This window comes from Fictibacillus sp. 23RED33, assembly GCF_015903925.1.
Lineage (GTDB): Bacteria > Bacillota > Bacilli > Bacillales > Fictibacillaceae > Fictibacillus > Fictibacillus phosphorivorans.
Genome location: NZ_JACZDX010000001.1, coordinates 128,203 through 140,663 on the forward strand (window position 1 = coordinate 128,203; position 12,461 = coordinate 140,663).

The 12,461-nt window shown below is 40.1% G+C and carries 13 protein-coding genes; 9 read left to right on the forward strand and 4 right to left on the reverse strand.

Features of this window, described 5'->3' with window-relative positions:
* The first annotated feature begins 19 nt into the window (after nt 1-19).
* Nucleotides 20-790, forward strand: coding sequence for an EcsC family protein (locus IHV09_RS00730; RefSeq protein ID WP_197195777.1), 771 nt, complete (start codon nt 20-22; stop codon nt 788-790).
* A 32-nt stretch (nt 791-822) separates the two neighbouring features.
* On the opposite strand, the gene IHV09_RS00735 is transcribed toward IHV09_RS00730, so the two are convergent.
* Entirely contained in the window at nt 823-1,254 is a 432-nt protein-coding gene (locus IHV09_RS00735; RefSeq protein WP_066391396.1) for a ferritin-like domain-containing protein, read from the reverse strand.
* 217 nt (nt 1,255-1,471) lie between these two features.
* Here IHV09_RS00735 and IHV09_RS00740 point away from each other — a divergent pair, with 217 nt between their 5' ends.
* Both IHV09_RS00740 and IHV09_RS00745 read left to right on the forward strand, forming a co-directional pair.
* Entirely contained in the window at nt 1,472-1,789 is a 318-nt protein-coding gene (locus tag IHV09_RS00740; RefSeq protein ID WP_066399706.1) for a DUF3243 domain-containing protein, read from the forward strand.
* Between the two features lie 300 nt (nt 1,790-2,089).
* Entirely contained in the window at nt 2,090-2,797 is a 708-nt protein-coding gene (locus IHV09_RS00745) for a phosphatase PAP2 family protein (RefSeq protein WP_197126875.1), read from the forward strand.
* Here the strand turns inward: IHV09_RS00745 and IHV09_RS00750 are convergent.
* The 3 genes from IHV09_RS00750 to IHV09_RS00760 form a co-directional block, all read right to left on the reverse strand.
* A complete protein-coding gene (locus tag IHV09_RS00750; protein ID WP_197263385.1) occupies nt 2,775-3,251 on the reverse strand; it encodes a diacylglycerol/lipid kinase family protein in 477 nt (158 codons plus the stop codon). The genes IHV09_RS00745 and IHV09_RS00750 overlap by 23 nt on opposite strands.
* Nucleotides 3,252-3,321: 70 nt before the next feature.
* Nucleotides 3,322-3,690 (reverse strand): acylglycerol kinase family protein, encoded by a 369-nt coding sequence (locus IHV09_RS00755; protein ID WP_197263386.1) that lies wholly within the window; start codon nt 3,688-3,690, stop codon nt 3,322-3,324.
* A complete protein-coding gene (locus IHV09_RS00760; RefSeq protein ID WP_197126877.1) occupies nt 3,687-4,178 on the reverse strand; it encodes an antibiotic biosynthesis monooxygenase family protein in 492 nt (163 codons plus the stop codon). The genes IHV09_RS00755 and IHV09_RS00760 overlap by 4 nt, the downstream gene beginning before the upstream one ends.
* A gap of 156 nt (nt 4,179-4,334) precedes the next feature.
* On the opposite strand from IHV09_RS00760, the gene IHV09_RS00765 reads away from it, so the two are divergent.
* The 6 genes from IHV09_RS00765 to IHV09_RS00790 all read left to right on the forward strand — a co-directional run bounded on the left by IHV09_RS00765 (nt 4,335) and on the right by IHV09_RS00790 (nt 12,398).
* A complete protein-coding gene (locus tag IHV09_RS00765) occupies nt 4,335-6,563 on the forward strand; it encodes a transglycosylase domain-containing protein (protein WP_197263387.1) in 2,229 nt (742 codons plus the stop codon).
* 448 nt (nt 6,564-7,011) lie between these two features.
* Nucleotides 7,012-8,040: a uroporphyrinogen decarboxylase gene (gene hemE, locus IHV09_RS00770; RefSeq protein WP_137790805.1), complete on the forward strand. Its 1,029-nt coding sequence runs from the start codon at nt 7,012-7,014 to the stop codon at nt 8,038-8,040.
* Between the two features lie 6 nt (nt 8,041-8,046).
* Nucleotides 8,047-8,988 (forward strand): ferrochelatase, encoded by a 942-nt coding sequence (hemH, locus tag IHV09_RS00775; RefSeq protein WP_197263388.1) that lies wholly within the window; start codon nt 8,047-8,049, stop codon nt 8,986-8,988.
* 5 nt (nt 8,989-8,993) lie between these two features.
* Entirely contained in the window at nt 8,994-10,400 is a 1,407-nt protein-coding gene (gene hemY / locus IHV09_RS00780; protein WP_197263389.1) for a protoporphyrinogen oxidase, read from the forward strand.
* A 151-nt stretch (nt 10,401-10,551) separates the two neighbouring features.
* Complete coding sequence (locus IHV09_RS00785; RefSeq protein ID WP_197263390.1) at nt 10,552-11,829, forward strand: ATP-binding protein; 1,278 nt, start codon at nt 10,552-10,554, stop codon at nt 11,827-11,829.
* Nucleotides 11,826-12,398: a TetR/AcrR family transcriptional regulator gene (locus IHV09_RS00790; RefSeq protein ID WP_197126882.1), complete on the forward strand. Its 573-nt coding sequence runs from the start codon at nt 11,826-11,828 to the stop codon at nt 12,396-12,398. The genes IHV09_RS00785 and IHV09_RS00790 overlap by 4 nt, the downstream gene beginning before the upstream one ends.
* Nucleotides 12,399-12,461: the final 63 nt, after the last annotated feature.

Consider the following 12,461-nt stretch of genomic DNA (forward strand, 5'->3'; position numbering starts at 1 on the left):
AGATGAAAGGAGGCAGATGATGAAAACGTATGAAGAAAATGTACTGGAAGAACTAAAAAAATGGGAAACAGAAATGTGCAAACGGCCCTCACTTTGGAACAAAACAACGAAGTCTCTTCAAACGAAGATCAATGAGAAAATTCCACAAAAAGTGCATGATGTTATAACATCAAGTATGAAACATATGATCAAAGCCACTTTAATCGGTTCTGAATATACGACTAAAAAAACGATTAAGTTTACAGCAGATCTACGAGAGCGTGATTTTAAATTTGAAGATCGACTCTCTTTTTACAAAAGAACAGCAGCAATAGAAGGAGCGGGAACAGGTGCTGGGGGGATTTTACTCGGCATTGCTGATTTTCCTTTATTGCTAGGTATAAAAATGAAGTTTCTGTTTGAAGCAGCAAGTATTTATGGATTGGATGTTAAGGACTACAAAGAACGAATCTTTATTCTTCATGTATTTCGACTTGCTTTTGCTGATCCGCACAAACGAGAAGAGGCATTTCAAAGAGTAGTCTCATGGAAAGAGACGGTTCAAGAATTTCCTGAATCTCCTGAGTCGATCAACCAAATGAATTGGCAAGAACTACAGCAAGATTACCGAGATCATATCGACCTCATAAAAATGCTACAGATGGTCCCAGGTCTAGGGGCGATTGTCGGTGCATATGCGAATTATCATTTTCTCGATGATTTAGGTCAAGTGGCAAAAAATTGCTTCAGGTGGCGGTTGTTAACAGATGAAAAAAAGAAGAGGATCATAAACAACAAGCACCCGCATTAAATGGCGGGTGCTTGTAATAATTATATGAGGATTTAGAAGCGGCTGTCGCTTAATAGGCGGTCCATTTCTTCTTTATGCTTCGTCTCATCAGCAATCATGTCTTCTAATTGAACGACAAGTTCAGTTAGTTTTAGGTTGGATGCTTGCTCTTTACGTTCCTCGTAACGTCTGATCGTATCTTCCTCAGCGTTTCTAGCTTCTTCTAACATTTCACGCACACTCTCTACTTGTTTAACCGGTTTTGGTTGAGTAGTCGGTGTACCTCCAAGCGTTTTGATCTTTTCTGCTAAATAAAGAGCATGTCCTTGCTCATCAGCAATTTCACTTTGGAAGAAAGGTTTTAGGATTTGACGGTACAAACCAGAAACCGTAGCTGCATTATGGTTGTACATAATGATTGCTGAGTACTCGTTTGCAAGATCCTCATTTAGTCCATCGATTAGTGCTTGTAAGTCTTTTTCCATTTGTATAACCTCCTGAATCTTGTTCTACAGAGATATCCTTCCCCTTTTCCCTTTACCATAAACCAAATTTATAGGATAGATGAACTAAAAAAAACAGGAACTGCAGAATGAGGTTTAGGGATTGGTAAAATCGGTAAAAGACTACTATGCGTGAAACAAATATTGAACAAAAGTGATACAAAATTCTAAGGAGGTAACAAAAATGGATAGCAGACACATGGTTGATGAAGAGCGTAACGTTGACACAAGTAAGGTTGAAGAAACAGCAAGCCGAATGAGCGAGAGCAAAAAAGACGAGATCTTATCAAACTTTGAAGAGTTTAAGAGCTACTTGCATGGGAAAGTGCAAATTGGTGAAAAAATGGGCATGAGCGAAGAAACACTTGCAAAAACTGCAGAGAAAGTAGCAGATTACTTAGCTAACCATGAGGAGCCTCGTAACTCAGAAGAGAACCTCTTAAAAGAACTATGGAAAGTTGGAGAGCAAGAAGAGCGTCATAAGCTGGCTCATATGTTAGTTAAGCTTGTTAAATAGTATACATGTAAAAGCTGCTCATCTTTGAGCGGCTTTTTTTATTACACCATTATTTAGAAGTAGTCTACACATTTGGTTGAAGTGTGATGTTTCGTAATGTATTGAAGAAAGTCGTTATAAACAGCTTGTAAAACCAATAAAGTTTGCTAAAACGTCAATAAATTCACCTCAATGACCGTTTACAAAGACCCTTAAAAAAACGACAATGTTTTAAAGTGGTTTATTCAACGATAAAAGAGTGAAAACTTAGCTTTAATAAGAGTTAAAAAAAGAGAAAAACTGATATTGAGGAGAATCTTAATGTTACGAGAACTGGCCAATAAACTACCCTTTCCGATCCTTCCTCTTATATATATCATAAGCGGATTAGGTCTTTCTTTTTTATCATTAAACGTGTTTTTTGAGTTGTCAGAAGACTTAATGGAAAATGAGGTATTTGAGTTTGATCAAGTGATCATCCAATATGTAACCGATATTAGAAGCGACAGATTAACTGAAGTGATGAAAGTGATTACGTTTTTCGGATCTAAAGACATTCTAACCACCTTATTAGTAGGAAGTTTGATCTGGCTAATCGTAAAACGTAAGAATTATTGGGGTGCGATTTTCTATTTAATTGCAGTTGCTGGTGGAGGTCTTTTAAACCTTGGACTAAAACATTGGTTTGGAAGAATACGACCAGAAGATAGCTTGATTGTCGAGCAAGGCTTCAGTTATCCGAGCGGACATGCCATGGGAAGTCTTATTTATTATGGTTTCCTTGGTTACTTGGTCGTAAGAAGCAGAAGAGGGAAGCCTCTAAAAATTATTCTTACGGTCGGGTTTATATCAACGATTCTTCTTATTGGTTTTAGCCGTGTCTACTTAGGCGTTCATTATCCGTCCGACATAGTAGCTGGATTTAGTGCTGGAACCGTTTGGCTTCTGCTATGTATAGGTGGACGTGAATCGATAAGAGCTTATCAAAAAAGGACGCTTCCTTTTTTTAAAAGGAAACATCCCCAGTAAGTGTGAGTAGTTGATTTTGTAAACATTTAACAACTGAAGGTGTACGATGTTGTCGCTCTCCATCACAGTCAATAAGCTGTTGGGGAGCTGTTTTTATGCTTATCTCTGAGCTTTGAAAATAATGATACCCTTGTCCTTCTTTTGAAGTATCGGATAAACGGTTCAAAAGGACGTCCCAAATAAACGAAGTGGAAGGCTCTTCGATCAGCAAACAATCGAGCTTACCGTCTTGTATATCAGTATCCGGAAAGAAGGGACGGATACCACCGGTAAAGGGCCCGTTCACAGCAAGAAACATGGCAGCTTGTCCATCAAATTGGAACTCCTTAGATGAGATGGAGATGTCAAAGGGTTCCCATGTTTGAAAGGATTTTGCCGCAGATAAATAATAAGAAAGACGTCCGAATTTTTCTTTTGTATCTGGGTCGATGGATTCGGAGACATGTGTGATCAATCCAACACCCCAGAAATTTGTAAAGAAATGTCCATTAAACTCTCCAACGTCAATGTTACGAAACTTTTTTTCAACTAAGCTGTTCCGCGGCTTTTACAGGATTTTGATTCATGCCTAGCGCTCTAGAAAAATCATTGCACGTTCCACCTGGTAAGATTCCGAAAGCTGGCTGATTCTCTGTTAAAGACAGTACAGCATCTGCAATTTCATGTACCGTGCCGTCACCGCCAGCAGCAATGATGAGATCAGTCTTACCTTGCAGCTCTTTAACAAAGGAAGCACCTTCCCCAGGAGCGGTTGTCTCATAAACTTGAACGTCTTCGAAACCATTTTTCAGCTGTTCGAGCACTGCGTTCCACTGATTAAGCAACCTACCTTGTCCGGCGGAAGGATTTAATATAACAGATGCTCTTTTTATTGTTGATGGATTTATAGTCATTTGGCTACCATGTATTCTTTAACAAATGATTTTCCTGTAAAGAGTGTTTCTGGCAAGCCTTTTGAAGTGCCTCTATTTTTGTGTGCTTCCTCATAGGCATTGGATTGTTGCCAATTTGTAAAATCAGCATGTGATTTCCAAAGTGTCATAACGATATAAGGATCTTGGTGAAGAGGTCGAAGAATACGTATGCCACTAAAGCCTGGTTCACTCTCAACAAGCCCAGCACGGTTTTGGAATCGTTCTTCAAAAAGAGATCTTCCTTCTTCTGATACCGGGATGTGATTCATAACAACAAAGCCAGCTCCACTTAAGGATCCTCTTTGGTTTATCACTTCGTACTCATGTTTTTCGGTAAATGGGTTTTCTCTATCTGTTTCGATTACTAAAGCAGAATTAGAGTCACCTTCAAGCAGGAGAGCTCCATCGTATTTTTCTTGATAAGTTGCTAAATAGTCTAAAGTCCCATAAGTAATGTATATGTTCATAGGAATCCCTGCCCTTTTTATTGATTTACCTTTGTTTTACCCAACCGTTCAGCACATTAAACAGTGTAAGAAGTTGGTTACTTGTAATATACTTTCCAACTAAGGGAAAATTATATAAAATGTACTTTTCGACCTAGAAGGAAATGAGGGTTGGTTATGGTAAAAAGAAGTCTCGTCGCACTCGGTATATTAGTGGGTTCACTTATAATAGGTTTTTTTGCCTATCTATTCATAATTCTAGCTGGAGACTATGTAATCGATGAAAAGGATCTTGTTATGGATTCAGCCACAGTTCTAGTTGCCGAGAACGGAGAAAAAATAACAAAGATTTATGATGAAAATAGAGAGATCGTCGACATTGAGGATATTCCGAAACATGTTCAAGAAGCTTTTGTAGCGGTAGAAGACAGCCGTTTTTACAAACATAATGGAATAGATGTTAAAGCGATTTCGCGTGCCATCTATAAAGATATTTTAGCTGGAGGAAAAGTTGAAGGCGGCAGTACGATCACTCAGCAGCTAGCAAAGAATGTTTTTTTATCTCATGAGAAGTCATGGCTAAGAAAAACAAAAGAAGCTGTCATTGCTATCAATCTAGAAAGAAGATACCCGAAAGATAAAATTTTAGAGATGTATTTGAATCAAATCTATTTTGGTCATGGCGCATACGGCATTCAGCTTGCTGCTAAAACGTATTTTAATAAGGATGTTAGCGATTTAACAGTAGCAGAAGGTGCGATGCTTGCCGGTCTTCCGAAAGCACCAAACTATTATTCTCCACTGAAGAATCCAAAGGAAGCAAAGGAACGGCGTGATCTTGTTCTTTCGCTAATGGAGAAGCAAGATTACTTGACGCCTTCTGAAACAGTCAGAGCACAAGGTAAAACGATCGCTCTTGATTTTCAGCAAGAGAAACGAAACCCGGCTTATACAACGTATATTGATATGGTTATAAAAGAGGCGAAAGAAAAGTATCAACTTTCAAGAGAAGAGCTGCGACAAGGCGGTTATAAAATCGTTGTACCTATGAATTTGGCAGCACAAGATTCTGTTTATAAAAGCTTTCAAGACGGTCGTTATTTTGTAGGTACTGGTCAGGAGAAACCTGAGGGCGCTATGGTTTTGATGGATGGGAAAACAGGTGGTTTGCTCGCTGTTCAAGGGGGACGAAATTATGTAACAGAGGGACTGAATCGGGTAGAGGTGAATCGTCAGCCAGGTTCAACGTTCAAGCCGTTATCTGTGTATGGTCCCGCTCTTGAATCCGAAAAATACAAACCCTATTCTATGCTGCGTGATGAAGAACTTAGCTATGACGGTTATGAACCTAAGAATTATAACGGTAGATACGATGGTGAAGTTTCCATGGTGGACGCCATTTCACACTCTGTAAATTCATCGGCAGTATGGCTGTTGAACAAGAACGGAATATCTGATTCGAAAAGTTACCTCGAACAGCTCGGTATGCCGATTGAGGACAAAGGACTCGGAATCGCGCTAGGCGGCATCGATCAAGGGGTAACACCATTGCAAATGGTAAAAGGATATCGCAGTTTCCTTCATGAAGGTAAGACGATCGAACCTTTTGTAATCAGTAAGATCTATAACAACGAAGGAGATCTGATTGGGAAAGCAAAACAGGTAGAAAAGAAAGTTTGGAAAAAGCAGAACGCATGGTACATGACACGTATGCTTCAGCAGGTCGTGAAGAACGGAACAGGATCTGATGGAAGAGAGAATATGGAGATCGCAGGAAAGACGGGTACCACAAACTATCCAAACGTAGAAAAAGGAAACAAAGATACATGGTTTGTCGGGTATACACCAGAAGTAGTCGGTGCTGTATGGGTCGGTTATGATCGAACGACAAAAGAATCGTATCTAAACAGTGGCAGTTCTTTACCTACTCTCCTATTTAAACAAGTGATTAACGAAATGCCGTCGCAACAAGGTCTCACGTTTAAAAAACCTGACGGAGTAAAAGATTTAGCACCGCCAATCGAGCTCATCGAGTTAAACGACCTTCGTGCTTCATTTGGTATGGGAGACTATGGGATTCCTTCGGTTAAACTGAACTGGACTCCTTCAAAAGACGAGCGTCTGCAATATAAGGTTTATGCCGTGAATGAAGGAGAAACAACTCTTTTAGATACGATAAAAGGCAAAGGAGAATATAGTGCTTCTGGGAAGAATCTCTTCACGCTGCCAGACTTTTATGTTGTTCCATATAATCCTCTTACTAAACAAGAAGGAGAGCCATCAAATGTGGTGTCGATTTCTCTTTTCCCGAGTTTTGGTGAGGAAGATAAAAAAGAAGTAAGAGATAAGATTCGTAAAGATCGTGAAAAAGAGAAGAAAAAGAAAAAGAAGAAAAATGATGAATGAACGGTAGAAGGTGGCCAAGGTGGCCGTCTTCTTTTTTTGGTGAGTGTTTGGAAGTTGGAAGTAGAGGGAGGGGAGTCGGAGTCGAACTGTGTCGGAATGCCTATATTTTTCATTTTCGACTTAATTGTGGCGTGTTTAGGCTTAATGGATGTTCATTTCGACTTAATTGTGGCCTCTTTTGACTTAATCGATGCGCAGCTAGACTCAATCCATCATCTACTCATCTCATACAGGTATAGCAACATCCACCTGTAAAGGCTTTCAACATTCAGTGAACATCCATTTTGCCAAAATCATGACAATTAAGCTTATCTTCTATACTTTTATTATGAATTCCCTTACAATGTGTATGGATATTGACGTTAAAGGTTTTAAGTTTCAGCAGCTAGGAGATAACAATAGTGCTGCAGCTTTTGGTCTTGTATAGAAAGGTGTGTACGTTTTGACTATGAATGAAGAGTTTTTGAAAGCGTGTCGTAAGGAGAAAAATTCACATATTCCTGTATGGTACATGAGACAGGCGGGCCGTTCCCAGCCAGAGTACCGTAAATTGAAAGAGAAGTATTCACTATTTGAAATCACACATAGACCAGAGATGTGCGCTGGCGTTACGAAGCTCCCTGTAGATCAACACGGAGTGGATGCTGCGATTCTTTATAAAGACATTATGTCTCCTGTACCAGCGATTGGAGTAGATGTAGAGATTAAATCAGGAATCGGACCCGTGATCGATAAGCCTGTACGAACGCGCGAAGATGTAGAGCGTTTAGGGACGATCAATCCTGAGAAAGACGTACCGTATGTTCTGGATACAATCAAAATTTTAAGACAACAGTTAGAAGTGCCGCTTATCACATTTGCAGGTGCACCATTTACACTTGCGAGCTATATGGTTGAAGGTGGACCTTCCCGCGATTATCATAAAACTAAGCAGTTAATGTATTCTGATCCTGAAAGCTGGTTCATGTTGATGGACAAGCTAGGCGATATGACGATCGCTTATGCAAAGGCACAGATTGCTGCTGGCGCACAAGCGTTTCAAATTTTTGATTCATGGGTCGGCGCATTAAATGCAGCTGATTACAGAAAATACATTCAGCCTGTCATGTACAAGATCTTCTCATCACTAAGAGAAGAAAATGTTCCGTTGATTCTATACGGAACAGGTGCAAGACACCTAATCATGGAGTGGAACGAGCTTCCGATTGATGTGATCGGACTTGATTGGAGATTATCTCCGAGAGAAGCGCGTCAGATGGGTGTGACAAAGGCGCTGCAAGGAAACTTAGATCCTTCCATTCTATTGGCGCCATGGGAAGTAATCGAAGCACGAACAAAAGAAATTTTGGATGAAGGTATGGAAGAACCAGGCTTTATCTTCAATGTCGGAAAAGGCATTTTCCCTGAAGTAAACATTGCAACATTAAAGCAGTTGACCACCTTTGTTCATGAATATACGTCTAAAAAACTAGGGTGATAAAGAGTGAGTAACAAGAAAACAGGTCTGTTGATCATGGCGTACGGTACGCCAAGAAGTCTAGATGAAGTAGAAAGCTATTACACACACATTAGAAGAGGACGCAAGCCTTCTCCTGAACAGCTGCAAGAACTTACAGAACGCTATGAGCAGATCGGTGGTATCTCACCTCTTGCTAAGATCACTGAAGAGCAAGCGCAAAGTATTGAAGCAGAGATGAATGAGCGCTATCCTGATCGTGAGTTTAAAAGCTATCTGGGTCTAAAGCATATCGATCCTTTCATTGAAGATGCTGTGCAAAAGATGAAACAAGATGGAATTGAAGAAGCCGTAACGCTTGTTCTGGCTCCTCATTATTCAACGTTCAGCGTTAAATCATATAACGGACGTGCTGTGGAAGAGTCTGCAAAAATTGGTGGACCATCATTCACCACGATCGACAGCTGGTATGATGAGCCGAAGTATGTACAATTTTGGGCGGATGGAATTAAACAAACGTTTAATGCCATCCCTGAGAACGAGCATGACAAAACCGTTGTGATTTTCTCAGCCCATAGTCTTCCGGAAAAGATCCTTCAAATGGGAGATCCATATCCGACGCAACTTCAGGAAACAGCTGATCTTATCGCGAAAGAGGCGAATGTTCCTCATTATACGATCGGGTGGCAAAGTGCTGGGAACACGCCTGAACCGTGGATCGGACCAGACGTTCAGGATTTAACTAGAGATCTTTATAACGAGCATGCTTATAAACATTTTATCTATTGTCCTGTAGGTTTTGTGGCGGATCATCTGGAAGTTCTGTATGACAACGATTATGAGTGTAAAGTTGTTACAGATGAGTTGGGCGTGAATTACTATCGTCCTGAGATGCCTAACGCAAAGCCGGAATTTATCGATTGTTTGGCAACGGTCATTGAAAATGCACTAGCAAAAGAAAGAATGTGAAAGAAATGAGCGAGCGAAAGCACGTTATTATATTGGGCGGCGGCATAACAGGTTTAGCCGCTGCCTTTTATGTTCAGAAATATGCAAAAGAAACAGGGGATCCGATAGCATTTACAGTGGTCGAAGCGAGCAACCGTCTTGGCGGCAAGATTGATACGATTAAAGAAGATGGTTTTGTGCTAGAGCGTGGGCCAGATTCCTATCTTGCTAGAAAAACAGTAATGACAGAACTGGTAAAAGATGTTGGCCTAGGGGGCGATCTGGTTTCTAATGAAACGGGTCAAGCTTATATTTTGCATAATATGAGGCTTCATCCTATTCCAGAAGGAGCAGTGATGGGGATCCCGACTAAAGTGATGCCGTTTGCGACGACACCTTTATTCTCTATCACTGGAAAGGCAAGAGCGGGGTTAGATCTTGTCCTTCCTAAACGAAAAGATGCACAACAAGATGTTTCGGTTGGCCATTTTTTTAGAAGACGTCTTGGTGATGAAGTGGTTGATCGACTGATCGAACCCTTGTTATCTGGTATATATGCTGGAAGGATCGATCGACTTAGCCTGCAATCTACGTTTCCTCAATTTGTGGAAACGGAAAAGAAATATAGAAGTTTAATCATAGGAATGAAAAAGACGCAGCCTAAACAAGAGAAAACGCTGAACACGAAAAAGAAAAAAGGTGCTTTTTTAACACTCAAAGGGGGACTATCTTCTTTCATTGAAGCTCTGTCTAACGCAGTGCCAAAAGAAAGCATAAAAACAGGTGTTCACGTTAAAGCTATCGAGCGGTCTGAAGACGGGACATATTCTGTGGTGATGGAAGATGGCTCGGTTATGAACGGTGATCAAGTTATTGTTACTACACCTTATCCTGTTACGAAAAAACTTTTCGGTGAATCTCTGTTTCCGGCTGGTTTTCACGACACGAAGCCAACCTCAGTAGCAACGGTTTCGATGAGTTTTAATGAGGCAGACGTGAACTTCAGTCTTGATGGGACAGGGTTTGTGATTGCTAAAAGTGAAAAGACATCCATAACGGCGTGTACGTGGACGAGCCGAAAGTGGCCGCATACGACTCCACAAGGTAAAGTGGTCCTTCGTTGTTATGTAGGACGTGCAGAAGATCAAGACATCGTTCAACAACCTGATGAAGTTATTTTAGAAAAAGTATTGGATGATTTGAAGAGAATCATGGGTGTAGATAGCCGTCCGGAATTCTACCATGTTTCTCGTATGATTGATTCGATGCCACAATATGAAGTAGGGCATAAAGAGTATGTAGAAAAGCTCAGAACTGCGTTTCAAAATGAGCTGCCTGGCGTGAAACTAGCCGGAGCTCCGTATGACGGTGTGGGACTGCCAGATTGCGTGAATTCAGCAAAAATGGCTGTTGATTCTTTGTTCCGCCGATAATGATTTTGGACGTGAAAATTTCAATTTAAACAAAAAAATAATAAATATGTTAAGAATTAAACGACAAATGGATATGTTTGTCGTTTTTTATATTTTCTTGTAGAATGTTTCTGCTATACTGTAGGGAGAAAAAAAGGAAGGGGGAAGCGCTGTGCAAGCATTTATTGAGCCGTTATTTGTAAATATTGCAATCATATTTTCGTTTACACATCTTTTGAACATGTTCTTTCCCCTTCATCCTGGTGTTATTCCGAGCTATAAGAATCAAATCGTTTTTGGCTTGATCAGTGGTGCGGGTGCTCTAGTTTGTATGTTGTTTCCCATTGAAACGCTGAAGGATTCTTTTTTTGATCTTCGAAATGTTCCCATCATGATCGTCACATTGTATGTCGGCTGGCTTCCGGGGGCAATTTGTTCGTTGATTGTTGCCATCGCAAGAATAGCAGTTGGTGGAGAGTTAGCTTGGCTTGGTGTTGTTTTAATCCTTTTAGCTTATGTGGTTTGCTTGATCTATCATGGATTTTTTGATGAAGATAAGCGCAGATGGATTTCAGCCATTTATATTGCGCTGGTTTATACATTATTTTATATGCTTTTCATTCATACATATCTTGATTTTCTAACGATCGATTTTTATCTCGTCTATTTCTCGAGCTTTTTGATCGCGTTTTTTTCTTGTATCTTCTTAATTGAGAGGCTTGTTAAGATCAACATGCAGTTGAAGGAAACCGTTTACTTGGACAAGCTGGCAGTTGCGGGACAGATGGCAGCAGCAATCGCGCATGAAGTTAGAAACCCGATGACGACCATTCGTGGAATGATTCAGTTTCTTGGCAGCACGACAACAGATGCTAAGCTAAGGGAACATTCGCCACTCTTAATTGAGGAATTAGATCGAACGAACAAGATTATCACAGACTATTTGTCCATGGTTAAGCCGGATGTTCCTAAGCTTGAGACCGTTTCACTCGAAAAAGTGTTAAGAGATGTTATTGCGCTTACTGCACCATACGGAGCGATAAATAATGTCGAAGTTACCGCTAGTCCATTAGGCTCTTATAATGTGTGCATTGATGAACCAAAACTTAAGCAAGGTTTAATAAATATTATCAAAAACGGGATAGAAGCGATAGAAGAAGGCGGCACGATCCATCTGTATCGCTATAAAGTTACAAAGAGCCGGATTACGATAGCGATCGAAGACAATGGTAAGGGTATGACAGAAGAGGAACTCGAGCAGATCGGGTTGCCTTTTTATACAACGAAAGCAAAAGGTACGGGTTTGGGTATGATGGTAACATATAAACTCATTCAAGATATGGACGGAAAACTTCGGTATGAGAGCGTACTTAATGAAGGCACGCGAGTTCTTTTAACCTTGCAGTTATGTTCGAAACGAAATATTGTTAATGGTGAGGAGGTGGGATGATGGATCGCAGAAAAAGTATTTTAGACGCAGCAGAGCGTTCTTTTTCTATGTTTGGTTATAAGGCGAGTACAGTGGATCAAATCGCTAAGATTGCAAATGTTGGAAAGGGAACGATCTATACTTTTTTCGCAAACAAAGAGGAATTATTTTCGGAAATTATCACAAACTTAGTAACAGAGACGAAATTAGCGGCATCTTCTGCAATAAAAGAAGATCGCCCTTTTTACGAGAACCTGCATAATGCCCTTTATGAAGTCGTTGAACTTCGGAAAACGCACAAGTTAGCCGTTAAACTTTCTCAAGAAGTGAAAGAGTTAAACACTTCACCTGTAACTGAGGCTTTGCAGAGGATTGAAAAAGCAGTTTTGAATTTTGTTCAAAAAGAGCTGGATAAAGCGGTAGAAAAAGGCGAGATTAAAGAATGTCATACAGATATTGTGGCGTTTATGATGGTCAAGGTATATATCGCTCTTATTTTTGATTGGGAACGTGATCATGAAGCTCTTCAAAAAGAAAAGATGCTTGAAGTTCTTGAGATGTTTGTAATGGATGGTTTAAGGAAACCATAGTATTGCAGAAGCAAGAAAAACGTGTTACATTAAGTTGTGACCAAATTTCTATTTCGGTCATTT